Origin of the sequence: Ensifer sp. ENS07, assembly GCF_014852185.1 — a bacterium.
In the GTDB taxonomy this organism is placed as follows: Bacteria; Pseudomonadota; Alphaproteobacteria; order Rhizobiales; family Rhizobiaceae; genus Ensifer; species Ensifer adhaerens.
Genome location: NZ_JACVBE010000016.1, coordinates 1 through 25,877 on the forward strand (window position 1 = coordinate 1; position 25,877 = coordinate 25,877).

General features: G+C 61.0%; 24 protein-coding genes, 1 tRNA gene, 1 rRNA gene and 3 pseudogenes. 8 read left to right on the forward strand and 21 right to left on the reverse strand.

The genetic code is table 11. The annotated features are described in order from the left end of the window. The 3 genes and pseudogenes from rrf to IB277_RS31910 all read left to right on the forward strand — a co-directional run. Positions 1–112, forward strand: a 5S ribosomal RNA gene (rrf, locus tag IB277_RS31900); the annotation flags it as partial. Positions 113–320: 208 nt separating this feature from the next. Further along, a tRNA-Met gene (locus IB277_RS31905) sits at positions 321–397 on the forward strand. 102 nt (positions 398–499) lie between these two features. Beyond that, positions 500–1,375, forward strand: a pseudogene (locus IB277_RS31910) (aldo/keto reductase); the annotation flags it as partial. A gap of 42 nt (positions 1,376–1,417) precedes the next feature. Here the strand turns inward: IB277_RS31910 and hydA are convergent. The 5 genes from hydA to IB277_RS31935 form a co-directional block, all read right to left on the reverse strand. Further along, on the reverse strand, positions 1,418–2,848 hold the full coding sequence (gene hydA / locus IB277_RS31915) for a dihydropyrimidinase (protein WP_192357871.1): 1,431 nt from the start codon (positions 2,846–2,848) through the stop codon (positions 1,418–1,420). A 23-nt stretch (positions 2,849–2,871) separates the two neighbouring features. After that, positions 2,872–4,143 (reverse strand): cysteine desulfurase-like protein, encoded by a 1,272-nt coding sequence (locus tag IB277_RS31920; protein WP_192357873.1) that lies wholly within the window; start codon positions 4,141–4,143, stop codon positions 2,872–2,874. Between the two features lie 29 nt (positions 4,144–4,172). Further along, complete coding sequence (locus tag IB277_RS31925) at positions 4,173–4,922, reverse strand: amino acid ABC transporter ATP-binding protein (protein ID WP_192372640.1); 750 nt, start codon at positions 4,920–4,922, stop codon at positions 4,173–4,175. Next, on the reverse strand, positions 4,922–5,593 hold the full coding sequence (locus IB277_RS31930; RefSeq protein WP_112977375.1) for an amino acid ABC transporter permease: 672 nt from the start codon (positions 5,591–5,593) through the stop codon (positions 4,922–4,924). Before IB277_RS31930 ends, IB277_RS31925 begins: the two co-directional genes overlap by 1 nt. A 63-nt stretch (positions 5,594–5,656) precedes the next feature. Continuing rightward, on the reverse strand, positions 5,657–6,451 hold the full coding sequence (locus tag IB277_RS31935) for an ABC transporter substrate-binding protein (RefSeq protein WP_113136137.1): 795 nt from the start codon (positions 6,449–6,451) through the stop codon (positions 5,657–5,659). A 154-nt stretch (positions 6,452–6,605) separates the two neighbouring features. Here IB277_RS31935 and IB277_RS31940 point away from each other — a divergent pair, with 154 nt between their 5' ends. Next, entirely contained in the window at positions 6,606–7,304 is a 699-nt protein-coding gene (locus IB277_RS31940; protein ID WP_192357875.1) for a FadR/GntR family transcriptional regulator, read from the forward strand. A gap of 22 nt (positions 7,305–7,326) precedes the next feature. Here the strand turns inward: IB277_RS31940 and IB277_RS31945 are convergent, their stop codons facing one another. The 12 genes from IB277_RS31945 to IB277_RS32000 form a co-directional block, all read right to left on the reverse strand. After that, positions 7,327–8,109 carry an SDR family oxidoreductase gene (locus tag IB277_RS31945; protein WP_192357876.1) on the reverse strand — a complete coding sequence of 261 codons (783 nt, stop codon included), beginning with the start codon at positions 8,107–8,109 and terminating at the stop codon, positions 7,327–7,329. Further along, positions 8,109–9,038: a dihydrodipicolinate synthase family protein gene (locus tag IB277_RS31950; RefSeq protein ID WP_192357879.1), complete on the reverse strand. Its 930-nt coding sequence runs from the start codon at positions 9,036–9,038 to the stop codon at positions 8,109–8,111. Before IB277_RS31950 ends, IB277_RS31945 begins: the two co-directional genes overlap by 1 nt. Then, positions 9,035–10,495, reverse strand: coding sequence for an amidohydrolase family protein (locus tag IB277_RS31955; RefSeq protein ID WP_192372642.1), 1,461 nt, complete (start codon positions 10,493–10,495; stop codon positions 9,035–9,037). Before IB277_RS31955 ends, IB277_RS31950 begins: the two co-directional genes overlap by 4 nt. Further along, on the reverse strand, positions 10,492–11,961 hold the full coding sequence (locus tag IB277_RS31960; RefSeq protein WP_192372644.1) for an ABC transporter substrate-binding protein: 1,470 nt from the start codon (positions 11,959–11,961) through the stop codon (positions 10,492–10,494). The genes IB277_RS31955 and IB277_RS31960 overlap by 4 nt, the downstream gene beginning before the upstream one ends. Then, on the reverse strand, positions 11,958–12,986 hold the full coding sequence (locus IB277_RS31965; protein WP_192372646.1) for an ABC transporter ATP-binding protein: 1,029 nt from the start codon (positions 12,984–12,986) through the stop codon (positions 11,958–11,960). Before IB277_RS31965 ends, IB277_RS31960 begins: the two co-directional genes overlap by 4 nt. Then, positions 12,983–13,963, reverse strand: coding sequence for an ABC transporter ATP-binding protein (locus IB277_RS31970; protein WP_192372648.1), 981 nt, complete (start codon positions 13,961–13,963; stop codon positions 12,983–12,985). Before IB277_RS31970 ends, IB277_RS31965 begins: the two co-directional genes overlap by 4 nt. Before the next feature lie 17 nt (positions 13,964–13,980). After that, a complete protein-coding gene (locus tag IB277_RS31975; protein ID WP_112976828.1) occupies positions 13,981–14,853 on the reverse strand; it encodes an ABC transporter permease in 873 nt (290 codons plus the stop codon). 7 nt (positions 14,854–14,860) lie between these two features. Then, entirely contained in the window at positions 14,861–15,826 is a 966-nt protein-coding gene (locus tag IB277_RS31980; protein WP_102018850.1) for an ABC transporter permease, read from the reverse strand. 82 nt (positions 15,827–15,908) lie between these two features. Beyond that, the gene (locus IB277_RS31985; RefSeq protein WP_192372650.1) at positions 15,909–17,477 is read right to left on the reverse strand and encodes an ABC transporter substrate-binding protein; all 1,569 of its coding nucleotides are present in this window, start codon (positions 17,475–17,477) and stop codon (positions 15,909–15,911) included. A 47-nt stretch (positions 17,478–17,524) separates the two neighbouring features. Beyond that, positions 17,525–17,920: a VOC family protein gene (locus tag IB277_RS31990; RefSeq protein WP_112976830.1), complete on the reverse strand. Its 396-nt coding sequence runs from the start codon at positions 17,918–17,920 to the stop codon at positions 17,525–17,527. Continuing rightward, positions 17,917–19,296: a dihydroorotase family protein gene (locus tag IB277_RS31995; protein WP_192372652.1), complete on the reverse strand. Its 1,380-nt coding sequence runs from the start codon at positions 19,294–19,296 to the stop codon at positions 17,917–17,919. Before IB277_RS31995 ends, IB277_RS31990 begins: the two co-directional genes overlap by 4 nt. Then, entirely contained in the window at positions 19,293–19,952 is a 660-nt protein-coding gene (locus IB277_RS32000; protein WP_112976866.1) for an aspartate/glutamate racemase family protein, read from the reverse strand. Before IB277_RS32000 ends, IB277_RS31995 begins: the two co-directional genes overlap by 4 nt. Before the next feature lie 199 nt (positions 19,953–20,151). Between IB277_RS32000 and IB277_RS32005 the strand changes: the two genes are divergently transcribed. Beyond that, on the forward strand, positions 20,152–20,859 hold the full coding sequence (locus IB277_RS32005) for a GntR family transcriptional regulator (RefSeq protein WP_112976832.1): 708 nt from the start codon (positions 20,152–20,154) through the stop codon (positions 20,857–20,859). A gap of 310 nt (positions 20,860–21,169) precedes the next feature. After that, entirely contained in the window at positions 21,170–21,403 is a 234-nt protein-coding gene (locus IB277_RS32010) for a DUF6429 family protein (RefSeq protein ID WP_034798317.1), read from the forward strand. Positions 21,404–21,469: 66 nt separating this feature from the next. Here the strand turns inward: IB277_RS32010 and IB277_RS32015 are convergent. Next, a pseudogene (locus IB277_RS32015) lies at positions 21,470–21,652 on the reverse strand (transposase); the annotation flags it as partial. A gap of 154 nt (positions 21,653–21,806) precedes the next feature. Here IB277_RS32015 and IB277_RS32020 point away from each other — a divergent pair. Together IB277_RS32020 and IB277_RS32025 are read left to right on the forward strand one after the other, a co-directional pair. Beyond that, positions 21,807–22,106, forward strand: a complete 300-nt coding sequence (locus IB277_RS32020; RefSeq protein ID WP_034798315.1) for a DUF1778 domain-containing protein — start codon at positions 21,807–21,809, stop codon at positions 22,104–22,106. A 3-nt stretch (positions 22,107–22,109) separates the two neighbouring features. Beyond that, positions 22,110–22,613 (forward strand): GNAT family N-acetyltransferase, encoded by a 504-nt coding sequence (locus IB277_RS32025; RefSeq protein WP_034798314.1) that lies wholly within the window; start codon positions 22,110–22,112, stop codon positions 22,611–22,613. A 74-nt stretch (positions 22,614–22,687) separates the two neighbouring features. Here IB277_RS32025 and IB277_RS37900 read toward each other — a convergent pair. The 3 genes and pseudogenes from IB277_RS37900 to IB277_RS32035 all read right to left on the reverse strand — a co-directional run. Continuing rightward, positions 22,688–22,765: pseudogene (locus IB277_RS37900) on the reverse strand (ATP-binding protein); the annotation flags it as partial. Positions 22,766–23,634: 869 nt separating this feature from the next. Beyond that, complete coding sequence (locus IB277_RS32030) at positions 23,635–23,778, reverse strand: hypothetical protein (protein WP_162731910.1); 144 nt, start codon at positions 23,776–23,778, stop codon at positions 23,635–23,637. Next, the gene (locus tag IB277_RS32035) at positions 23,775–25,820 is read right to left on the reverse strand and encodes a PAS domain S-box protein (RefSeq protein WP_162731909.1); all 2,046 of its coding nucleotides are present in this window, start codon (positions 25,818–25,820) and stop codon (positions 23,775–23,777) included. Before IB277_RS32035 ends, IB277_RS32030 begins: the two co-directional genes overlap by 4 nt. Positions 25,821–25,877: the final 57 nt, after the last annotated feature.

Genomic DNA, 25,877 nt, shown 5'->3' on the forward strand with positions numbered 1-25,877 from the left:
GGTGGTTCTGGCGGGGTGGCTGCACCCGTTCCCATTCCGAACACGGCCGTGAAACGCCCCAGCGCCGATGGTACTTCGTCTTAAGACGCGGGAGAGTAGGTCGCTGCCAGGTCTGCAAAGCGCAAGATAAAATCCGGAAATCTTCTCGACACAAAACTCGGCCAAGCCGAAACGCAAGGGCCGCCACCAAGCGGCCTTTTTGCGTAGGTAAAATCGAAACACACAACGGGATTTTGCTTCGCAAAACCCGGACCGGAAAAAGCATAAACCGCCAAGCGGTTTACGCTACCGCGCCAAATCCCACAGGGATTTGCGCTGGACGCGGGGTGGAGCAGCCCGGTAGCTCGTCAGGCTCATAACCTGAAGGCCGCAGGTTCAAATCCTGCCCCCGCAACCAAATCAAAAAAAAAGCCCGCATGGAGAAATCCAGCGGGCTTTTTGGCGTTTAAACCGCAGGGAACAAGCGCAAACAAAGCTAAGCGGACAGATGTAAGGGGGGCGCGGCGTTAAGCTTCTGGCCTATGGCACGCTTTGCGGCGGCTTCCTGTCGGAGAAGTGGCTCGGTCAGCCGGAGCCCGCATCGATCCCCGACTGGAGCCGCTCAAAATACAAACGCTTCATCGATACGGCCGGCGGATGGAGAGTCTATCAGGGTATACTGCGGGCGGCATCCACGATCGCCCGCAAGCATGGCGTTTCGATCTCCAACGTGGCCAGCCGCTGGGTTCTCGAACATCCGGCCGTTGCTGCGACAATCATCGGGGCACGGCTCGGTGAAAACGAGCATCGCGACGACAACCTGAAGGTCTTTACCTTCGAACTGGATGCGGGTGATCGAGATCTGCTCGACAACGCCTTTGCCGAAGCCACACCCATTCCCGGCGATTGCGGCGATGAGTATCGCAAGCCGCCCTTCCTGACAGCATCCGGCGACCTCAGTCATCACCTCGATGCGATCCCGTCCGTTTACAAGGCAGTTCCCGTGCCGGGGCGCGAGGATCGCCTGCGTGTTTCCTCCGGCAGCATCTGGGAACCGCTTGCCGGTTACAGCCGGGCCGTGCGCGTCGGTGACCGGATCCTGGTATCGGGCACGACGGCGACGCACGGCAGTAACCGTTGTGTGGCACCCGGCGATCCGGGCGCGCAGGCGACCTATATTCTCGACAAGATCGCCGCATCCATCTCCGCGCTAGGCGGAAAGATGGAGGATGTCGTCCGCACGCGCATCTATCTCAAGGATGCATCACAGTGGGAGCCTGTCTCGCGTGCCCATGGCCGCTTCTTCTCCGAGGCCTTGCCGGCGAACACCTTGATCGAGGCCGGTGCGCTTGTCGGCGAGTATGAAGTCGAGATTGAAGCGGAAGCCGTGGTTTAGGTTTTTCTTGCGGGCGGCATGAGAGCGGCGCCGCCTGTCAATCTAGGGCCTCACTGACGCGACCGATTTGGTGTCCGCGATCAGGTTCGAGCGCTTGCGGCTCTGATACTGTCCTTGGCTGGCCTCCACGACAGAGCCGCGCTCCATGATCGTCTGGCCGCGGACGAGCACTCGTACCGGCCATCCCTGAATCTCCTGTCCTTCATAGGGCGTGTAGTCGGCGCCGTGTTGGAGGATCTGGTTGGTCAGGGTCACGCGCTCCTGCGGATCCCAGAGCGCGATGTCGGCGTCTGAGCCGATCGCGATTGTACCTTTCTGCGGATACATCCCGTAGAGCTTGGCGTGGTTGGTCGATGTAACCGCGACGAAGCGATTGATATCGATCCGGCCCTTCATCACCCCTTCGGAAAACAGGATCGGCAGGCGGGTTGCCACACCCGGAATGCCGTTCGGGATCCAGCGAAAATGGCGCTTGCCCTTCTCGTTCAGCTTGCCTTCCGGATCGTCGAAGCGGAAGGGGCAGTGGTCGGAGGAGAAGAGGTCGAAGACGCCCTGCTCGATCCCCTCCCAGCACGCATCCTGGCTTGCCTTGTCGCGCGGCGGCGGCGAGCAGACATATTTCGCCCCATCCAGACCTCCGAGGTCGAGATCATCTGCCGTCAGCATCAGATATTGCGGGCAGGTCTCGCCGGCGATCTTCTGGCCACGCTGGCGCGCGCGGCGGATTTCCTCCATCGCCTCGCGGTTAGAGACATGGACGATAACCAGCGGCACATCGACGATTTCGGCGAACGAGAGGGCGCGATGCGTTGCTTCGCGTTCTGCCGCGACCGGCCGGGTCGTGGCATGATATTTCGGCGCGAGTTTCCCCTCTTCTTCATGCCGGCCGATCAGGTAGCGGATGGCGTCTTCGTTTTCGCAATGGACCATGACCAGCGCGCCGGTGCGACGCGCGGTATCGAGGGTTGCCAGGATCTCGTCGTCCCGCAGGCGAAGTCCCTCATAGGTCATGAAGACCTTGAGAGAGGTGTAGCCGTCTTCGACGAGAGCCGGCAGTTCCTGGCCGAGCACTTCCGCCATCGGATCAGTGATCACGAGGTGGAAGGAAACGTCGACATGGCATTTTCCGTCGGCCTTGGCGTGGTAGATCTTCAACGCTTCACGCAGGGACTGCCCCTTTTCCTGCATGCAGAAGGCGAGCACCGTGCTGTTGCCCCCGATCGCCGCGGACCGCGTGCCGCTGTCGAAGTCATCCGCCATGACGATCCCGTCGCCCGAGGGCTGGTCGAGATGCACATGGCTGTCGATGCCGCCGGGCAGCACGAAGAGGCCGGAAGCGTCGATGACCTCATCGGCTTCCGTCAGCTCTGCCGCCAGCGCCACGATCCGGCCGTCCCTGATGCCGACATCGCTCACAAATGTGTCGCTTGCCGTTACCACCGTTCCGTTGCGGATCACCGTATCGAAGCGCATCAGTCAGTCCTTTTCGTTGATTTTCAGCTTGCCTTGGCAAGTCCCGCCTCACCGGCGAGGATGGTGTCGAGGGCCGCGGTGAAGCGATCGACTTCCTCGATCGTGTTGTAATGCACCATCGAGACACGCAGCATGCCGCCATGGTCGGTCAGTCCAAGATATTCAGCAAGCCGACGTGAGTGGAAGTCTCCAAAGCGCATGGCGATCTTCTCGGCGTCCATGGCCTTGCAGAGGTCTGCCGCCTCGCGTCCATCGAAGCGGAAGGCAATGGTGGGCACACGTTGGCTGTCGGGGTTCGCCGACTGCCCGATGATCCGGCAGTCGTTGCGCGAACGAAGATAGGTCAGAAGCCGCTCGGTGAGCGCGTCTTCCTGAGCGGTGATCGCGCCATAGGCAGCTTCGATCTTCTGCCTGACAGTTCCGGTTTCGCCGGCCTGTTCGCCGAGTGAAACGAGATAGTCGACGATGCCACAGGTCGAATAGGCGAGTTCGTAATTGGGATTGCCCGGCTCCAGTTTGCCCGGCACTTTGTCCCGGCCGTAGAAGTAGTGGTAGAGCGTGTCGAGCTCGAGCAGCAGGTCGTATTTGCCGTACATCAGCGCGTAATGCGGACCATAGGTCTTGTAGAGGCTGAAGACGTAATAGTCGACGTCGAAGGCCTGCACGTCGACCGCCCGGTGCGGGGCATAGGCGACGGCATCAACGCAGATCTTGGCGCCACGGGCATGGACGAAATCGGCGATCTCGCGGATCGGATTGATGGAGCCGAGGATGTTCGAGCAATGAGTCACACAGACGAGCTTCGTGCGCTCGCTCATCAAGGGGGCGAGATCGGCGAGGTCGAGTGACAAAGTTTCCTTGTTCAGCGGCCAGATCTTCAAGATGACGCCGCGTTCCTGCAACCGGTCCCAGGGACCGATGTTGGATTCGTGATCCGATACAGTGATGATGATCTCGTCGCCGGCCGTCAGCTGGCTGTGCATGGCGCGGGCGAGGTTTTGCAGCAGTGCGGTGGTCGAGTTGCCGAAAACGATCTCTTCCGGACGCTGTGCATGCACGAGATGCATGGCGGCGGTCCGCGCCTCGTAGAGGGCTGCCGCCGCGGCCTGCGAGACTTCGTAGGAACCGCCGAGCTGGACGTTCTTCTCATAGAGGAAGGTGTTGATCCGCTCGACGGCAATTTTGAGGATCTGGGAGCCTCCCGCATTGTCGAAGAAGGTCCAGCCGCGGGCCAGGCCCGGGAACTGGCTGCGCACATAGTCGAGATCGAGCGACTTGGTGGAAGGTGTTGCCATTGCGGGTGTCCTCCGATGTTTTTTCTTGTTTAATGGTTGAGGACTGCGCGGAGGAAACCGCGCGTCCGCTCATGCTTGGGGGCGTCGAAGATGTCTGCCGGGGTGCCGCTTTCGATCAGCCTTCCGCCATCCATGAAGATCACCCGGTCAGCGACCTGGCGGGCAAAGCCCATTTCATGGGTGACCACGACCATGGTGACGCCTGATCCGGCAAGCTTGCGCATGACATCAAGCACTTCGCCGACCATTTCTGGATCAAGCGCCGAGGTCGGCTCGTCGAAGAGCAGGACGCGCGGCTCCATGGCCAGCGCCCTGGCGATCGCCACGCGCTGCTGCTGGCCGCCGGAGAGCTGACCTGGGAACTTCTCCGCTTGCTCGGAGATGCCGACGCGGGCGAGCAGTTCGCGGGCCTTACGTTCCGCTTCCGCCACGGATGTGCCGCGCACCCGCATCGGAGCAAGCATGACGTTTTTCAAGACGGTCATGTGCGGAAAGAGATTGAAGGACTGGAAGACCATGCCGACTTCGGCGCGGACCTTTGCGAGGGCCGGGCCGGGCTCGACGCGGATGCCGTCGACGGTGATCCGGCTTTCCGGCGCGAAAGCTTCGAGATGGTTGATGCAGCGGATCAGCGTGGACTTGCCCGAGCCCGACGGGCCGATGACGCAGACGACTTCGCCTTCGGCGATGTCGAGGTCGATACCGTGCAGGACGGTGAAGGCGCCATAGGCCTTGGTGAGCCCGCGGATAGAAATGAGAGGAGCGGTCGTTGCGGTCATCAGCGCTTCCCCCGGCTGAAGTGTTTTTCGAGACGCGAGACGACGGCGACCATCGGCCAGAGCAGGGCGATATAGATGAGCGCCGCGCCGATCAGCGGTGTCGGATTGGCGGCGAGCGCCTGGGCCTGGGTCGCCTGCTTGAGGAGATCCGGCATGGCGACGACGGAGGCGAGCGCCGTATCCTTCATGACGTTAATGCAGTTGTTGGTGAGCGGCGGAATGACGATGCGGATCGCCTGGGGCAGGATCACGTCGATCATGGTGTGGCGGTTCGACAGACCGAGCGCTGCGGAGGCCTCGAACTGGCCGTGCGGAATGGCCTCGATGCCGGCGCGGAAGATCTCGGCGGTGTAGGCAGCAGACACCAGAGACAGGGCAGTAACCGCCGAAAGGAAAGGCGAGAGGCGAATGCCGACGAAGGGCAGGGCGTAGTAGACGACGATCAGCAGCACCAGAAGCGGGATCGAGCGGAAGATGTCGATGTAGATCCGGATCAGAACCTTGAAGAAGGCCGGTGCATAGAGGCGCGCAACTGCGAGCAAAAGGCCGCCGGCAAGGCCGACGAGAATGCTCGTCACGCCGATCTGGAGCGTGACCAGCAGCCCCCACAGCAAGACTGGAAGACTGTTAGCCAGGACATCGAGGTTGAAGAAGGTATTGATGAGTGTCATGCCGCATCGGCTCCCATGGCAGGCCAGCGGAACGAGACTGTCCCGCCGGTCGCGTTTCGAGCGTTACTTGCCCTTGGGCATGTCGAGGACGGCGACCGTCGAGGTCGTGTCTTCGGCCTTGGCGCCGAACCATGTCTCGTGCAGCTTGGCGATAAAGCCTTCCTGCTTCAGTGTGCTGATGACGGCGTTGACTTCGGTTGCGAGCGGATCGTTCTTGTTGAACATGATCGAGTATTTCTCGCCGGTCGGGATGCGCTCGACGACCTTCAGTTCCGGCTTGTCCTTGACGTAGTAGAGCAGTGCAGGGATGTCGGAAATGTAGCCGTCGACGCGGCCAGCGACGAGATCGAGCATGGCCGGCTGCAGGCCTTCGAAGCGGCGGATCTCACCGAGCTTGTATTCTGCCTTGTGCGCGTCGGCCCACATGTCGCCGGTCGACCCGGTGTCGACGCCGACGACCTTGTCGCCCATGTCCTTCAGACCCGTGATGCCGGAGGCGGCCGTCACGGTGAGCGACTGGTCGCTGTCGTAATAAGGCTGGGCGAAGGTAACCGATTCCAGGCGCTTTTCGGTGATGGTGATCGAGGAGATCGCCATGTTGATGCGGCCGGACTGGACTGCCGGGAAAAGGCCGTTGAAGGGCGTGTTGACGAACTCGACTGTCTTGCCGAGGCGCTTGGCAATCTCGTTGACGAGGTCGACCTCGAAGCCCGACACCTTGCCGCTGGCGTCTTCGAATTCCCAAGGTACGTTGCCGATATTGGCGCCGACGGTCAGGTCGGCGGCATAAGTGGAGGTGCCGAACGCGGCCAGCAGGCCCGCGAAGATGGATGCTTTAAGTCCGGTTGAACGTGTCATGAGAGTTCCCCTTGTTTTTTGAACATGTCTCAATCTACATTGGTCTAACTGGTCAGACCAGTCAGGCCAAACAAGCATGCTGCTTTGTGCTTGGCAAGAGGATGGCGGAAAAAATAGATTGCGCGTTGAAGCACGCCGCCAGGAAAGGGACTGCATGTTCAACAAGACGCTCGTTCCCCAGTCCGTGGCACGCGAAATCCAGGGTATGATCCAGTCCGGACAGCTGAAGCCGGGCGAGAAGATCCCATCCCAGCGGGAGTTTTCCCAGAAATTCGGTATCAGCCGGGCCTCTCTGCGGGAAGCGTTGCTGACATTGGAAACGCTCGGGCTTTTGAAGACCGAGGCTGGGCGGGGCACCTTCGTTGCGAGCCCTTCTGCGCCCAGCTCGGGTGCAGCTGGTCACATGGCACCCTGGCGCTATTCCGACAGCCATTCGGTGTTCGACGTCTTCCAGACGCGCATCCTGCTGGAAGGCGAGATCGCCCGGCTGGCCGCGGGGCGTCTCACCCAGTTGCAGCTCGACCAGATGGAGCAGGCGACCCGGACGATGGAAGAGTGCTGGGCGAGCCAGGATCTTCTGGCCAATGTCGAGGCGGATCTCGAGTTTCACGGCACCATCGTCTCCGCCTGCTCGAATGCCATGCTCAAGGCGCTGTACCAGACGGTGCGGGATCAGGTGGCGGAGACTCAACGTCAGCCGATCCCGATCACCGACCCGGAGCGCATGCGGGAATCGATCGGCGAACACCGCAAGATCATTGCGGCACTCAGGGCCAATGACGGTGCACGGGCGAAGCTCGAGATGGAAACGCATATCCGCAATACGGCGCGCTGCGCGGGTCTGGAGCCGTAAGCCGGGTCTGCCTGGCAAACCGTCACACAGATCTTATCGCCCCGCCATCCACCCGGATCTTGCTTCCCGTTACGTAGGACGCGGGCTCGGAGGCCAGGAAGACGGCAACGGCGGCGAATTCCTCCGGCCGACCGTAACGTCCTGTCGGAATACCGGCCGCGGACTCGGCGGCGATCGCCTCGACGCTCTTGCTTGAGCGGCTGGCTGCGGCTGCATCGAGTTCGTCCACCCTTTGTGTGTGAATGCGCCCCGGAAGAAGGACGTTCACGGTAACGCCGTCTGCTGCCACTTCCGCAGCGAGTGTTTTCGACCAGCCGATCAGGGCCGAGCGGATGCCGTTCGACAGTGCCAGCCGTGCGATCGGCTGTTCTACGCCTGAGGAGGCAATCGATATGATCCGACCCCAGCGCTTTTCCCGCATGCTTGGAAGGAGACTGGTGGTCAGATGAAAGATGTTGGCGGCCATCGTCTCGAAATGATTGAGCCAGTCCGTTCGTTTCGCATCGATGGCTGCGGCCGGCGGCGGGCCGCCAGAATTGTTGATGAGGATGTCGACACCACCTGCCGCAACAAGAGACGCAATTGCCCCATTCACGCTGTCGATGTCGGAGAGATCAAGCTGCAGCGGGATGACGGGACCGGCCGTTGGCGCGAGTTCGGAAGCCCAAGCCCAGATGGCGGAGGTGTTGCGGGCGGCGGCATGGACCGTCACCCCTTCTTCCGCGAGCCCGCGGGCGATCGCCGCACCCAGTCCGCGGCTTGCACCCAGCACGAGAGCGGTTTTGTTTTTCAAGCCGAGTTCCATCAGCCGAGCTCCTTCAATCGTCTGTCCTGGCGCGTTATGAGGCGCTCGATCTCGCTGATATCTGCGGGAGAGAGGGCTCCGCCCGGTTTGCGCAGTGCCGACGTGGCGATGGCACCTCGTTTCGCCATGATGTATTTCCGGATGGAAAGGCCAAGGCCCGGTTGCTGTTCGTAGCGGGCGAGCGGGAGATAGGCGTCGAAGATGTCCTGGGCGCGCTCCGGATTTCCCTGCTCGTTATGGTGGACGACGTCGCGCATCATTTCCGGATAGGCAAAGCCTGTCATGGCGCCGTCTGCCCCGCGCGCCATCTCCTCGGGCAGGAAGATGCCGCCATTGCCGCACAGGATCGAAATGCGCCTCTTGCCGGAAGTCTCCGAAGCGGTTCGTAGTGCGGTAATCTTGGAAAGACCGGGCCAGTCCTCGTGTTTCAGGCAGACACAGGTCGGGATCTGATCGATGATCGTCTGGATCACGGAGACGGGGATGGTGACGCTCGTGACGAGAGGGAAATCCTGCAGCACGAAAGGCGTATCGCCGATGAACTCCGCCGCCTGCTTGTAGTAGGTGACGATCTGCTGATCGTTGCGCAGGGACGAGGGGGGAGCGATCATCACGCCAGCCGCGCCATCATCCATGACCATCGAGGTCAGAGCCTGCATCTGGGCAAAGCCTGCAGCAGAGACGCCCGCCACAACCGGCACGCGGCCATCGACCCTGCGTAGGATACGTCGGACATAGGTCTGCGATTCCTCGATGGTCAGCTTTTGCGCTTCGCCCATCATCCCAAGCACGGTCAGTCCCGTCGCGCCGCGCTCGAGGTAGAAATCCACCATGCGGTCCGTGCTTTCCAGATCGAGATCACCCGTTTCCGTGAAGGGGGTGAGTGCTATGACGTAGACGCCTCTTGCCTCTTCATTCAGCCTCATCATTGGCTGTCTCCTTGATGTTTCGAATATCTTGCATGGCCAAAAAAGCCTTCGGGCTGGCCGATCATCTTTTCGAGGCCCATGCGCTCGATCAGCAACCGGGCTTGCTTGTCGGCTTCTGCGATGACCTCACCGAGGTCCGTCAGAAGAGGCCGGCCACCTTCGAGCAGGATCTGCCCGTCGATCACGACAGTGTCGACGTCGTTCCCATTGGCGAAATAGGCCAGGCGGAAGATCGGCATCTGGTAAGGCGCTAAGTGTGGGCGCTGCATATCGACCACCACGATGTCGGCCTTCTTGCCGACTTCGAGGGAGCCGAGGTCCCGGTCTAGCCCCAGGGCGGTCGCCGCATCGATCGTCACCATCTCAAGGGCCTTGCCTGGAGGCAGGACCGAGGGATCGCGAAAATGGGCGCGGTGATAGTGCATGCATTGCTGCATGTGCCGGAACATGTCCGCCGATCGGTCGGGAGCGGTTGCGTCGGAGCCGATGGCGACCACAGCGCCAGTCTCAATCAGTTCGATCGCCGGGCACCGGCCGAGGATGGAGGCGATGGCACTGGGGTTATGGGCGATGCGGGTGCCGGTATCGGCGATGATGCGGATCTCTTCTGGCGTGATGTCGATGGCGTGGGACAGAAGCGCGTTCGGTCCGAGGATGCCGAGCTTTTCGGCGCGGGAGACGGAGCCCCTCCAATGACCATCCTGCGTGAACACCACACCCGCCTCGCGTGAGAGCGCCCGCACGGCCTTGGTTTGTGCGACCGCGGCTTCGTAGTCTGCGGCTGACATGTCGCGTTGGTGTTCGTCACGCAGGACGGGGGTGAGCAAGGCGATGTTCAGGCGTCCGCGCCCGTGCCACAGATCAAGCAGTTTCCGACTGACGCCAAACTGTTCCTCGAAGGTCACCGGTCGTTCTGACGCCTTGCCGTCGTGCCAGGACGCATAGGTTCGCGGATGCGGGGGGCGTGTCGGTCCGACGGCGACGACCGAGCGCGTGCCGACTGCCGCGACGCCCTCGCAATGGGCGCTCCCATAGGCGACGTCATCCGTCCGCATGATCGTGTCGCCGCCACCAAGAAGCGAAACGCCGGTGGTGACGCCGAAGCGCAGGCGCTCGAGGGCGGCAAGCCGCGCCTCCGCAAACCAGAATTCGGGTGTCGAGCCGACGGTATAGGCAGCGTTGCAGATCTCTTCCCAGTGATTGCCTTGCTCCATGCCCATGGTCTTGATCAGACCGTGGCCGGCATGGGCATGGACGTCGATCATGCCGGGCATCACCACCTTGCCGCTGGCGTCGATATGGCGCTCGGCCTGATATTCTCTGGCGATCTCGTCCGTGTGCCCCACCGCGACGATGCGATCGGCAAGAACAGCGACCGCACCCTTGTCGAGGACGCGGCGACTGCCGTCCATGGTGAGGATGGTTCCGTCGCTAATGATCAGATCGACGCGCCTCATGGTGCTCTCTCCCCAGACTGGAAGTCAGGGAGCCGCGTCACGTCGAGCACGCAGTCGTGGCGCATGCGCCAGTCCGGCCAGGACCCGGACAGGCCTGTCACCCTCAGCGGATTGTAGAGATAGAGCCATGGAGGATCCACTTGCAGCGTGTGGAAGGCATTCTCGAAGATCTCCGCACGCTCATGCTGATCAACCGTTGCCCGGCCCTTGTCGAGCATGTCTTCGGCCTTGGCATTATGGAAGCCCAGCCACCAGGAGCCTTGGGCTCTGTGGTCGATCTTTTCCGCGAGGATGCGGAAGGTGCTCAAGGGGCTGGAATCGAAGACGCACATGTCGCGCACCTGCTTCAGGCGGACACCATGGGCGTAGGCCTCGCGGTCCGCGTGGAGGTGTACGTTCAGTGTCACACCAATTGGGGCAAGCTGCTCGGCAAGAGCGGCCGTCAGTGCCTCGGCTTCATCGGGAAGGCGCGTCGGGCAGTCGACCTCGATGGTCAGGCCTTCGCTGAAGCCGGCCTCGGCAAGCAGCATTTTTGCCTGATCGAGATCAGGGCGCAGATCCTCTGATGGCAGGCTGCCGAAATGCACGGGGCTGACGAAGCCGGTCAGTGGCTTTGCTGCACCGCTCACCACCCGATCAATCAGGGCCTGGCGGTCAATCGCCAGATTGAGAGCGCGGCGAACGCGGCTGTCCGTCAGGGGTCCCCTAAAGGCATTGAAGAGATAGATGACGGCGACGGGCACGAGTGATGTGACCCGCGTATGCTCGGCCGTTTCTTCGAGCGCTTTGGAGGCTTCGTAGTCGAGGCTGTTTGCCACCTGCGCCTGGCCGGAGATCAGCATGCCCAGCCGCGTCTCCCTTTTCGGTTCCAGGCGAAAGATGAGTTCGGCATTGGCTGGTCGCTCGCCATGCCAGCCACCGAAACGTTCGAGGTGAAGGGCATGGCCGGGTTCGCAGGAAACCAGGCGATAGGGGCCTGTACCGACCGGCTGCGACGTGTCTCCCGCCTCGTAGCGGTCCAGTGCTGAGGGAGCGACCACGTAGCCATAAACCAGGATATCGAGGAGATCGGCGATCGGCTTCGACAGGCGGATGGCGACTGTTTGGGGATCGACCGCCTCGATCTCCGCATCTCCAAGATACTGGTGCCAGACCCCGAGCGCACCGAGCGTGTAGCCTTTGTCAGGACGGGCCATGCGTATCAGGGATTGGCAGACGGCCGCCGCATCGCAGGGGGTGCCATCGTGAAAGCTCAAGCCTTTTCTCAGCCTGAACGTCCAAATTCGCGCATCCGGCGTGACATCCCAGGAGCTTGCCAGTGCTGGCACGTAGCCATCATCCTTGCCATAGCGCACTAGTCCGTCGAACAGGGCGTCGAAGACGGCCAGCATGTCATTCGCATCGGTGCAGTCATGCGGATCTTCGAGGGCAAGGCGCGGTTGAACAATGACGACGGGTGAACTCACTGGCTTTTCCTTTCGGCATCATTGCGATCATGGAGGTGGCATGCAACGGCGCTGCCATCCGGTTGGGGCGTCAGAACCGGACGCTCGATCGCGCATCGATCGAAAGCAATGGGGCAGCGGGTTCTGAAGCAGCAGCCGGAGGGCAGGCGCAGTACGCTTGGCACTTCGCCGACGATCTCGATCTTCGGTTTCGCCAGCGTCTTGTCGATGGTCGGCGCGGCCGAAAGCAGAACCTGCGTATACGGATGTTTCGGCTGGCTGAACAACTGGTCGCGGCTGGCCGTCTCCACCATGAAGCCGAGATACATGACGCCGATGCGATCGGCGATGTGGTGAACCACCGAAAGGTCATGCGAGACGAACAGATAGGAGAGGCCAAACTCGTCGCGCAGGTCCATCATCAGGTTGAGGATCTGCGCCTGGATCGAGACGTCGAGCGCTGAGACAGGCTCGTCGGCAATGATGATCTTTGGCCGGACCGACAACGCGCGTGCGATGCCGATCCGCTGCCGCTGACCTCCGGAAAACTGATGCGGGTAGCGTCCCGCCTGTTCGGCATTGAGGCCGACCTTTGCCAGCAGCGCGATCGCCTCGTCATGGAGTTCGCGTCGGCTGAGCTTGCCCCCGGCCTGAGCGCGTCTCGGCTCCATCACGATGTCCCTGACCCGCTGCCGAGGGTCGAGGGAGGCATAAGGGTCCTGGAAGATCATTTGTAGTTTGCGGCGGATCGCGCGCATTTCGCGAAATTGCATCCGCGAAATGTCTTCCCCGTCGATCCGGATTTCGCCTGCGGTCGGCTCGTAGATCCGGGCGATGGTCTTGGCCACGGTCGACTTGCCGCAGCCGGATTCGCCCACCAGGGCCATGACCTCGCCGGGTGCAATCGACAGGTCGATACCGTTGACCGCCCGCACCTGCTTCTGAGGAGCGAGAAGTTCTCCCTTTCCGAACTGCAGCCGATCGAAAAGACCTCCCACGGGGAAGGCTTTGACCAAGCCTCTAACATCGAGCACGGGGGTCGTCATGGCGCCGTCTCCTCCAGCGGGAAGTGGCAGGCTGCATCGAGCGAGCCGCGCACGGGGGTGAGCGCCGGCGTTTCTGCCGAGCAGATGGCCTGAGCCCTGAAACACCGGTCCCTGAAACTGCATCCCTCACCGAGCGTGCGGATGTCTGGCACCGTGCCGGGTATCTGGCTGAGGCGCTCCCGGCGATCGGTGATCTTCGGGATGCTGTCCAGGAGACCGCGCGTATAGGGATGGGCCGGGGAGCGGATGATCTCGCTCGTGACTCCCCTTTCTACGACCTTTCCGCAATAAAGCACGACCACCCTGTCTGCCATCTCGGAGACAACCGCGAGATCGTGGGTGACGAGGATCATGGCCGCTCCGCGCTCGACAATCTGGCGCCGCATGAGCTTGAGGATCTGGGCCTGGACGGTGACATCGAGAGCCGTGGTCGGTTCGTCCGCGATGATCAGGCGGGAACCGGCCAGGAGCGCGATGGCAATCACGACGCGTTGGCGCATGCCGCCCGAGAACTGGTGCGGGTAGGCGTCTAGGCGGCTGGCGGCCTCCGAGATGCCGACATCTTCGAGCATCTCGATGCAGCGTGCACGCCGTGCATTCTGATCGAGATCGGTATGCAGGCGCAGCATTTCGTCCATCTGCCGCCCGACCGTGTAGACCGGATTGAGAGACGTCATGGGGTCCTGAAACACCATGGCGATCTCGCCGCCGCGCACCGCGCGCATTTGATCCTCGCTCTTGCGCGTCAGGTCTTCGCCGGCAAAAACAATGCTGCCTGCCTCGATACGACCGGGGGGATCGATCAGGCCGAGAATGGAAAAGCCGATCACAGATTTGCCGCCACCGGACTCGCCGACGAGGCCGACCACCTCGCCCGGGCAGACATCGAAGCTGACGCCGTCGACGGCCCTAACTACGCCGCCGAATGTATGGAAATGCGTTTTCAGATCCCGGACTTCGAGAAGTGCTTCGCCCATGGTCACTGTCTCCTTCGTCATTTCAGCCGCGGATTGAGTTCGTCTCGCAGGAAGTCACCGAACAGGTTGATGCCGAAGACGAGGAACATGATGAACAGCCCGGGAAAGGCAGAGGTCCACCAGATGCCCGAGAACAGGACATCGAACCCCTCCTTGACGAGCAGGCCCAGCGAGGGCTCGGTGATGGGGACGCCGACACCAAGGAAACTCAGCGAAGCTTCGATCAGAATGAAGGTGCCAACCTGGATTGTGCCAACCACGATGAGCGGCGTCATGACGTTCGGCAGCACGTGACGTATGATGATCTCGCCGTTTCCTAGCCCCGCCACCTTGGCCGCCTGGATGTATTCCTTCTGGATTTCGCTCAATGTCGATCCGCGAACAGTGCGGGCGTAAACCACCCAGCCGACGGCGGTGAGCGCGATCAGAACCATGCCGATGCCTGTCCCGAATGCCGACATCAGGAAGAGCGCAATCAGCATCGAGGGAAATGACAGCTGGATGTCTGCGATGCGCATGATGATGCTGTCGACGATACCGCCGTAGTAGCCGGAGATCAGCCCGAGTGCCGTCCCGATCACGCAGGAGAAGATCATGGCGGCGAGGCCGATGAAGGCGGAAATCCGCGCGCCATAGACGATGGATGCGAGCACGTCGCGGCCCTGGCCATCGGTCCCGAGCAGATACCTGCTGTCACCACCCTCCAGCCATGCCGGCGGCTTGAAGCTGTCCATCAGTTCCAGCTGGGATACATCGTAAGGGTCCTGGGCGACAAGCAGCGGCCCCAATGTCGCCAGCAGGGCGAAGAAGGCGAGCAGTGCGCTTCCGAAGACGGCCGGTAGATTTCGGCGGTAGTGAAAGAAGAATTCCGAAGAGAAGAACCCGGTCATGCGATCCTCACTTCACGGTAATGCGCGGGTCGATCAGCGTGTAGACGATGTCGACGATGAAATTGATGGCCACGAAGATGAACGCCGTCAGCATCAGGTAGACGACGATGACGGGGCGGTCGCCGCGGTAAATGGAGTCGATCAGCAGCTTGCCGGTTCCTGGCCATGCGAAGATCGTTTCGGTGATCGTTGCGAAGGCGATGAGATCGCCGAGCTGGAGGCCGAAGATCGTAACGACCGGGATGAGAGCGTTCTTTAGGCCATGCCTGAACAGGATGTTCTGACGAGACGCACCCTTCGCACGGGCAAACCGCATGTAGTCCTGCCGCATCACCTCCATCATGCCCGCACGGGTCATGCGCAGCATGATGGCAAGGGTGGCAAGGGCCAGCGTCACGGAGGGCAGGATAATGTGCGACCATCCGTCCGCCGTGAAGATGGATATGCGCAGGCCTAGGATTTCCACCGTATCACCGCGTCCGGAGGAGGGTAGAAGCTGGTAGCGCACGGAAAAGAAGAAGATCAGCATCATGCCCACCCAGAACCCGGGGAGGGAAATGCCGAGCAGCGAGCCTGCCATGATGCCGCGAGACACCGGCTTGTTCGGATTTGCCCCGGCATAGACGCCGAGCGGCACGGCGATTACGGTCGCCAGCATGATTGCGACGAGCACCATCTCGATCGTTGCCGGCAGACGCTCCAGGATGAGGTCCATGGCGGGCTGACGGAACACATAGGAGCGCCCGAAATCGCCCTGCAGCATGTTGCCGAGGAAGATGAAATACTGGCTCAGCAGGGATCGATCGAGACCCAGGAGACGGCGGGCCTGTTCGATCTCGGCGGTGGTGGAATCGATCGGGATCACCATGAAGACGGGATCGCCGGTAAAGCTCATCATCAGGAAGACGATGACCGATACGCAAAAGAGTACCAGCACCATCTGCAGGAGCCGCTTGATCGTGTAACCCAGCAAGGCAGTGTCCCGTCATGAAGAAGTGAGAAATTCGGGACTGTCTCCCTAAAGGTCGACAGTCCCGCGTTCGTTCGGGGCAGGCTTATTCCTTGACGTCGATCTCGTAGGCCCAGAGGAACTTGTCCGCGCGCGGTGTCATCTCGACATTGGTCTTTGCGGCATAGAGATCCTGCTCGTAGTGGATCGGAATCATCGGGATGTCTTCCATCAGGATCTTGGTGACTTCCTGCAGATAGCCGTCGCGCTCTTCGAGCTTGGAGGTCGCATCGGCCTTGTCGATCAGCTCGTCCACCTTCGGATTGGAATAGGATCCGCGGTTGACCTGGCCATAACCTTCCTTCTTGTCGCGCGAGTAGAACATCACGCTGTACATCGAGCCGCCGTCACCGGATGGAACGTCCCAGCCACTCATGATCATGCTGGACTTGTCGCTTGGTACCCGGATGTAGCCGAAGAAGTTGGACTTCGGCATCAGGTTGAGCTTGAGATCGATCTTGATCTTGCCGAGCATAGAAGCGAGCGCCTGAGCGATCTGCTGATCGTTGACATAGCGGTTGTTGGTGGTGTCGAGGGTCACCGTGAAGCCGTCTGCATAGCCGGCCTCGGCCATCAGAGCTGCGGCCTTCTCGAGATCGAAGGGATACATGTCACGGAAGCTTGCACCGTCGACGTAACCCGTGTGGGAAGTAGGGACATACTGCTCTGACGGTGTCGACAGGCCGTTCATGATGATCTTGTTGATCGCATTGACGTCGATCGCGCGGACCATGGCTTCACGGACGCGACGATCCATTATCGGGTTCTTGTCGAGCGCGATGGTCGGACTTTTCTCACGATGGTCGATCGAGACCACGACGTTGAGCAGGCTCGGCTTGGTCATGACCTTGTAGCGGTCATCCGCCTTGACGCGGTCGACGTCGCGGACGTTGAGATCCTGGATGACATCGACTTCGCCGGTCAGCAGGGCTGCCGTACGGGTGGCGCCGTTGGTGATCGGGCGGAACGTGACCTCTTCGATCTTCGGTGCGCCGGCGAAGTAGTCAGCATTGGCGGCAAGAGTGATGTGATCTTCCTTGATCCATTCGACCAGCTTGTAGGGGCCGGTGCCAACGGGCTTCAAGTCCAGCTGTTCGTCGCCCACCTCCTTGGCATACTTCTCGCTGAGGATCAGGACGGCCGCCAGATCGTTTGGCAGGACTGCGTAGGGCTTGGGCGTCTTGATCTCGACCGTGTAGTCATCGACCGCAGTGAAGGAAGCGATATTGGCGCCGAGATTGGCCATCAGCGACTTCTTCAGACGGTCAAGAGTGAACACAACATCCGACGCCTTGAGCTCTTCGCCGTTGTGGAACTTGACGCCGTGGCGCAGCTTGAACACCCAGGTCGTGTCGTCCTTGAGCTCCCAGCTTTCTGCAAGGCCGGGTCCGAAGGACAGGTCGGCATTGCGACGCACCAGAGGATCGTAGATGTGGTAGAAGAGGATGTTGCTGGACAGCTCCTCGCCCGCCTGGGGGTCGAGATTGACGGCGTCCGACGTCAGGCCGACGGTCAGTTCCTTGGCATGGACCAGGCCGCCGAGGGCCGTCGAGCTCAACAGGACGAATGCGGCAAGGGCCGCGATACGTCCGGATTTCATGCGAAGATTCAGCATTTTTAGTTCCCCTTTTTTGGTATGCCGACACGTTTGCATGCGCGTTTTCACCGAAGTACGGATTGCACCTCGATCTGGTAGCCTTCCGGGTCTTCCAGCACGAACGCTCGAATTCCGAGAGAGACGCTGTCCTTTGGTTCCGTCAGCCCGATCGCGTTCTGGCTCGAGAGATAGCGATGCCAAGCGTCGACATCCGGCACGCGGATGCAAAGCTGTACGGGCTTGATGGGATTGGCGCGATGCATTCCACGCGCCTCGTCAACGAGACCGACATAGGCATGCTCGGCAATCTTCAGGATCTTCGACCAGCCCTGATCGATCTCGAGCGGGAAGCCCATCACCTCTGTGTAGAAGTCGAACGCTTTGGGCAGGTCGACGTAGTAGAAGAAGGTGATGGCCTTCTCGACGATGCCGTGGTCGGGCCGCGTGGGTGCCTCAGTCATGTGATAAGATCCTTTGGAAACCATGTGCTTTCGCCGCGGCGCAGATAGCGTCCGCTACCGGGCGTGTTGAGGACCGAGCGGCCGTCATAGGCGAGCCTGCCTGCGTGATAGGTCGCGGCAACCCGTGCAGCGAAACGCCGTCCGTCATAGGGGCTCCAGTTGAGACCATCGTGGGCACGGCTCGCGTCCCAGACATCGTCGCCCTCGGCGAGGATCGTGATGTCGGCATCGGCACCGGCGACGAGAGCCCCCTTGCGCGGATAAAGGCCGAAGAAGCGGGCAGGGCGTTCGGCGAGGTATTCGGCACAATAATGCGCTGCATCGACGCCACGCTCCTTTGCGACGGTAAAGAAGGCAGGCAGCAGCGTCTCCATTCCGGGGACGCCCGCACCGGCATCGAAGATGCTGTCGGTGAACTTGTTGTCGATCGGCCAGCTGGAATGATCGGAGCTGACAAAGGCAATCCGGCCCTCGACCAGTTCCTGCCAGAGCCGGTCGATTTGACCAGGACGAATGGGTGGGTTCACCTTCATCCGCGCGCCGAGCTCTTCACCGTCGCGCTCGGGATCGAACCAGAGATAGTGGACGCACAGTTCTCCGGTCGCTCTGAAGCTCTCTTGCGCATAAATGTCGACCAGCGTGAACCCACGCGGCGTGCTGATGTGCACGATATGCGCATGGCCGCCCGCACTGGCGGCAAGTTCGAGAAAATGCACGGTCGATGCCAGTTCTGCTACTTCAGGCCGGCTTGGCGAATGCGCGTTGATACCGTTTCGCCCTTCGGTTCTTGCACGCGAAACCCGTGAGCGGACGATCTCCTGGTCTTCATTGTGCAATCCAAGTGGCAGGTCGGTTACCGCAAGCGCTTCCAGCAGGTCGAGGGCGAGTGCCGCATCGATCCTCGGAAAACGGGTGGGGCTGCTCTCGAAGGCGGAGATCTTGAAGGCGACAACGCCACCATCGGCGAGCGATTGCACGTCGCCGAGGGATTGCCCGGGCATCACCGTGCCGTAGAGCGCGACATCGCAATGAGAGAAGCGTTGGACGGCTTCGACCTTGGCGTCCAGGTGCTCTCTGGTGCTCAGAGGGGTCGGGTTGTCATAGGGCATATCGACGATGGTTGTGACCCCGCCCGCAATGGCGGATCGGGTCGTCGGCTCGATCCCGGGAAGGCCGAGATAGCTGCCCGCATGCGTTTGTCCGTCGACGATGCCCGGCAAGACAAAAGCGTCTCCAGCATCGTGAACGGTGCCTGCCGCAGGTGCCTGGCCTTCTCCGATTGCGTGAATGATCGAGCCTGAGACCGCGACCCAGCCGTTGGCAATGGTCATCTGGGGCGTAACGATCCGCCCACGAATGACGAGATCGATGCTCACAGTGACCTCCTGCGGTAGCCGAGTTCAGCCTGCATGCAGGCAAGGGCGACACCGGCCTGAACCGGGTCGATGACGGGCAAGCCCAGCTCTGCTTGCAAAGCCTCCCGGTAGATCCCAAGGCCGGCGCAACCGAGGATGACTGCCTCGGCGCCGTCCTGATCGCGAAGCGTCGAGGCAATACGTGTGACAGGCACGACCGCATCCTGGGCAACGAGTTCGGCAACGGTCATGTTGATCGACCGATCGCCTGCAAGTCGGCCATCCAGTTGAAGGTCTTCAAGGTAGCGCCTGTGGCGCTCGATCGAAGACGGCCCCATCGATACGATCCCGAAACCCCGGCCAAGTCCGAGTGCAGTCAGATAGGCCGCTTCGGCAATGCCGATGACCGGGACATTCGTGGCGGCGCGTATGGTCGAAATGCCGGGATCCGAAAAGCAAGCGATCACCACGACGTCTGCCTTTGCTGCCTGCACAGCCTCAACCAACAGCGGCACCACTTCGGCCACATGGGCATCTGTCTCGATACCAGCGGGCGCGCCTTCCAGTTCAATGCAGAGGATCTCGTGACCGTTGCCCGTGAAGGGCCTCAGGCACGCTTCCATCGAGTGCGTGACGGCCTTCGAGCTGTTCGGATTGATCACCAAGATATGCGCCACGGTTCCTCCAAGATGGCTCTCCGAAGCCATCAAACTGTGATATTTATCGTAGTATACTACGAAATATCTCATGTCAAAGGCTGGCAATCTTGCGGAGTCGGAAAAAGTGGAGGAGAAGACATAAAGGCGCGTGAAGCCTTGTGATCCACGAGCGGGTGCTGGCAGACAGCCCCCCAATCGAGCTTGGAGAAATTCCGTCTTGCAGAGCCTCAGCGTCGAAAGTGGTCCCTCGCCGGCCCGGCAGAAGAAGATATCTCTGACGGAGACAGCCTATCTTTCGCTGCGTGCGCGGGTCCTGTCCGGCACCTTGAGGCCGGGGGCCGAGTTTTCGGAGCTCGAACTTGCGGAACAGCTTGCCATGAGCAAAACGCCGGTGCGGGAAGCGCTCGGTCGATTGGTTGCAGAAGGTTTGATCGAAGCCTTTCCGAGGCGGGGCTACCGGGTAACGCCCGTGACGGTGAAGGACATCAACGATCTCTTTGTGATCCGTGCGATGACCGAAGGCACGGCCGCTGCAATGGCCGCTCTCAATCTTTCAGCCGCAGACCTCGACCGGCTCGAAGCTCTGGCGGATGCTCGCTATGACCCGCAGCAGGGCGAGAGCGTGCAGTCCTTCGTCAAGGCCAACCGCGATTTCCATCTGGCAATCGCCGAGGGCGCGAACAATCCCCGACTCTTGGCGCTGGTAGCAGCGCATCTCGACGAGTGTACGCGTCTCTTCTACCTCGGCGCCGTCAGTCGCGACGTCAATCCGGAAACCAGCGCCGATCATCGACACATCGTCGATGTCCTACGTCTTCGCGATCCTGATCTTGCGCGAGCCGCCATGGTGGAGCACAGCGAGCATACGCAAAAGGGTATTCTGAAGGCGTTGATTTCCAGCGACACTACGTCGTTGACGCTGTGATGTGTGCGGGGAGGTCGTACTTCCTAGAGGTTGCGTCTTCCGCAATGCGCGCGGACTACGTGCTCAAGAGGTGCCATGTCGTACAAGTCTCTGTGCAATCAGGCCCCCGCAACCAAATCAAAAAAAGCCCGCCTGGAGAAATCCAGCGGGCTTTTGGCGTCTAATCCGCACACACAGGGGCGACCTGCTGTCCTGCTGTGACCCCAGCCACTCATCCGTTTGCGGCTGCAATGGGCGGGACGGGCAGCGTATCGTATCCATCCGAGCAGGGCCGCAGGATTTTGGCCGGCGCGCGTGGTAATGTGGGTTCATGGAGATCGACGAGGACAAGATCGACGATGCCGTTTTGGCGCTGTTATGGCTGACGCTGCATAACGAGCGGTGCGCCTGGAAGGGATTCGACTGGGCAGCAACGGATCGGCTTCACAAGAAGGGCATGATCGGCGACCCGGTCAACAAGTCGAAGTCTTTGATCCTCACCGATGAAGGTTTGGAGCATTCAGAAGCGTTGTTCCGGAAGTTGTTTACGCGGCCGCCGCAATAGCCGTCCCTTGCGGTGGCACTGACTGTCTTTATTGACGTCAATAAGGACGGTGCGGATGACCGTGCGGTGATCGAGGCCGAAAAACAGTGTCTCGTTCAGGAGTTCGTCCCTCATCTTTGAATTAAAGGCTTCACAGATGCCGGTTTGCATGGGCTTGCCGGGAGCGATGAAGTGCCAGGCGGCGCCTTTCTCTTCGCTCCAGGCCAGCATGGCGTTCGAGGTGAACTCCGTGCCATGATCACTGATCACAGCCGCGCGCGAGGGCATAGCGAAATAACCTACGCGCGCCCGAACCGATGGTCGGTCGTGTCGACGCCGCTGTTTCGTGATCTACTTGGGGATGATACTATTGTATTGCTAATTACAATACAATCCCCTATCTTGCCTTCAAAGGAGACGACTCATGGCCACCACAGCGGAACGCAAGGAACACCCCATCTCGATGCGACTGCCGGAAGCGGATGTCGCGATGATCGATCGTGCGGCGTCGCTGCGCGGCCGCTCGCGCACCGACTTCGTGCGCGATGCCGCCGTGCGCGCGGCCGAGGAGGTCGTGATGGAGCAAAGCCTGATCCGTATGAGCCCGGAAGGCTTCGATGCGTTCATGGAGGTTCTCGCCGCCCCGGCAGCGCCTGCTCCCGAAATGGTCGAGTTGGCGAAACGGCCCGCACCATGGGAAGCCGGCTACGAGCCGAAGCGGTAAGTCGTGGCGTTATCCACTCCCGAACCGCTTACCGCCGCGCATGATGTGTCTGAATTCTCTTGCGGCAAGCCGACGCTCGATCACTGGCTGAAGACGCGCGCGCTTTCCAATCAGCAGAAGGGCTTCACCGCCATTTTGGTCGTCCATGAGGCGGGGCGCGTCGTCGGCTATTATGGTCTGGCGCCGACGGCCGTGGTGCCGTCGGTCATGCCGCGCTCGATTCGCACAGGCCAGCCGCCCAATCCGGTTCCGTGCCTTCTTCTTGGCCAGCTTGCCACCGATACCGGATGGGCGGGGCAGGGGATTGGGACGGGTCTCGTCAAACACGCGCTGCAGCGTTGCGTCCAGGCGGCCGGTCTGGTGGGCGGGCGAGCGCTGATGGTCAATGCCGTGGATGATGAAGCTGCCGGTTTCTGGCAACGGCGTGGCTTCTTGCCGTCGAAGGACGATCCACTTGTCCTCTTCCGCTCGATTGCCGATGTCGCGGCGTCGCTGGCCGAGGCGTGAGCCAAGCAGAATAGAATATCGATGAATCAAGAAGAGGAATATCTCACCGCGAAGGATCAATCAATGGCGACGGTGGTCAGGCGGTCGAGCAAAGCGGTTATCTTGGCGTCACCGAAGACCGTGGCCCATTCGCTGAAGCTGAGGTTGGTGGACTCCGTTGCCCTCGTCGCTCTCCGCGTTGAGGGAAGGTTCACATGGCTCAATCCTCAATGGAAATTAGGCGCCTAACCGGCTCAGTTCCGCGTGAAAACCAACAGGTATGGCCGTTGCCACTTATTCCCTTCTTCGGCAAGGTTGCCGAACGGAACGGGCGCTTATCTGCCCTTCAAAGCGATTGCACGTCAGCAGAAGTCCACCGGCGCATGAGCGAAATCTACGGCGAGCGCGAAGGCACGTGTCGAATGACCAATTTGGTCATCCAAGCTGGGGGGCCGTGGAGCGGATTGAAAAGGGCAAACGTGTCCTTCGTCTGGCTCCCGACAGTGTGGACAACGACGAACTTACGGTGTGGCTAATCGAGGCAGCCACGCGGAACGCAGGCCGGCCGTTGGTAATTGCCAGTCTGCAATCGCCACCCGTGCATTTCCCGTTCAAGCTGATGCGCCCGTTGGCCTACCTTGTGTCGAACGACGACCACTTGGCGGTGAGAAGTGAGGGACCCAATAATCAGTTCATGCCATGCGTGATTGGATTTGACGACGAGGCTCATCATAAAGGCCTACACAGCTGCTCGGAATAAGCCTGAAAGAAAACTGCATCCTTCGGGTGCCGCTTCCTGCGCGTGTGGTGCCACGTCGACACGCAAATGTCCGCCACCACTCGATCGCCAGTAACGATGGTTGTGCCCTCCCGCCACCATCTTTGCTGGCGTCGATTGCAAGTTATGATCGACGTCGGCTTCACTTGCTCGGGAGCAAGTGAAGATTAGATCCTGCCCCGCAACCAAATCACAAAAAAAGCCCGCCTGGAGAAATCCGGCGGGCTTTTTGGCGTTTAATCCGCCAGGAAAAGATAACGCAGATCAGGCAAGGGCAAAAGAGCCGGTCACGCCCGCAAGGATGGCATTCAGCGCCGACGGCCGCTCCAGTGGAACGTAGTGGCCGCAAGCCGGCATGACGTGCACACGGCCGTCGATGGCGCTTGCCGCCTGAAAGGCGCTCCTCACTCCGGCGGCTGCAGGCGGTCCTTGGGGACGATCAGGCGTATGATCAGGCCTTCCGAGTGCCACTGGCGGAGAATTTCGCCACCGAACTGCCTTTCGATCGTCAGCTTGGCGAGCTTGGTGCCGAAGCCCTCGGTCTCGGTCTGGGTTACCTGAGGCCCGCCCTGTTCGGTCCATTTGAGTTCCAGGGTCTCGCCGCGATCGATGCATTCGATGTCGAGGGAACCGGTGGCGGTCGAGAGGGCGCCGTACTTAGCGGCGTTGGTGGCGAACTCGTGCACGACCAGCGAAAAGCCGGTAATCGCAGCGCGCGAGATGCCAAAATCGCAGCCTCGCGCCGTGACCCGGCGAAGTCCCTGTGGCGTTTCGCCGTCATAGGGCGAAAGCAATGTCGAAAGCAGCGCCTGCAGGTTCGCTCGGCCTTCGCTTGCGCCATCACGATCGGGCGTCGGCAAGGTGAGCACGTGTGCGCGCGCCAGCGACCCTAACCGCGCGACGACGGCAGACGCCAGCTCTTCGGCGGATGCGGCGGCCTTGGCACTCAGCGACACGACGCTACTCGAAACCATGAACAGGTTCTTCACCCGGTGCGCCATCTCCTGGATCAGCAGGTCCTTCTGCTGCTCGGCCTGCCGGCGCTCGCTGATGTCGCGGGCAATCTTCGACGCGCCGATGACCTCGCCGGCATTGTCGAGGATCGGCGAGATCCGCAGCGATATCGGGATAAGCCCGCCATCCTTGCGCTGCCTGAAGGTTTCGAAGTGGTCGACGCGCTGGCCGGCACGAACCTTTGACAGGATCTCCAGTTCTTCGCCGAGGCGTTCCTCCGGGATCAACAGCGTGACCGGGCTGCCGACCGCTTCTTCTACCGTGTAGCCGTAAAGGCGCTCGGCGCCGATGTTCCAACTGGTGATGATGCCGTCCAGATCTATCGACAGGATCGCATCTTCCGAGGATTCGACGATCGCCGCCAGTTGCTGGGCCGCGCGTTCCGTCGCGCGGCGGATCGCCAGCTCATGTTCCGCTGCCTTGAGCAGATGGGCGTTGTCGATGGCGATCGCGGCATGTGCGGCGATCGAGGTAACCGTCGCCTCGGTCTCGGCGGTAAAGACACCAGGGAGATCATGGCCAAAGAAGAGCCCGCCGTGAACATCACCGGACCGTGAAACCACGGGAACCGCGAGGTAGCTTGCCACTGGCAAGTGCCCCTCCGGCATGCCGAAATGTGGTGCGGATTTTCCGTAGCGCGGGTCGGTTCGGATGTCGTCGGAGCGTACGATGCCGAGGCCGCGAAAGGTAGGCTCGAATACCGCGGTGTTGCGGGGCAACTGGAAATTTTCGAAGGCCGCGCGCGGTACGCCTGAGAGGGTATAAAGCGTGTAACGCTCGCCGTCCGGGTCTGCGAAATTGTAGAAGAATGCGCCGAACTTTGCGCCCGTCAGCTCAGTGGCGGCATCAGTCACCGTCTGAACGATATGATCGAGATCGAGGTTGCTGGCGATTGCCTTGGCTATCCGGTCGACCGCCCGCAAGCGACGCTCGGCGGCTTTGCGCTGGGAAATATCGAGGATGCTGACATAGGTGCGTTCGCAGCGTGCGCCTTCAAACGTGACGGTGAAGACCACATCCAGCCGCCGCCCGCGTAGCGTTTGTACGACGGCTTCACTGCCGAAGCGCCTCTGGCCCTGCCAGAGCGCCATCAGTTCTTCCAGGAAGATCGGCGCCGTTTCCGGCAGAAAAACGTTCGAGAGCGAACGCAGCAACTCGTCCTTCTCTTTGGCCTCGAACAGTTCAACGGTGAAAGGATTGACGTCGACGATCCGCACCTGCGCGATCGCTTCGTTCAGGCGGTTGGGGTGAGCCTTCAGGTGGGCGCGCAGATCCTCGACGCCCTCCGAGCGAAGCTGATCCAGCAGATCGCAAACTCCGGAGAAGTCTTGCTCCCACACCGCGACGCCGGCATTTTCGAAGATCTCGCGGAACCGCGCCTCGCTCTCGCGATAGGGCTGTTTGGAGGTGTTCGCGCTACAATTGTCGACCAGCATATTGACCGCTCCCACGAACCCGAAGTGGAACCGCATCGGTGATGGCCACACGTTGCG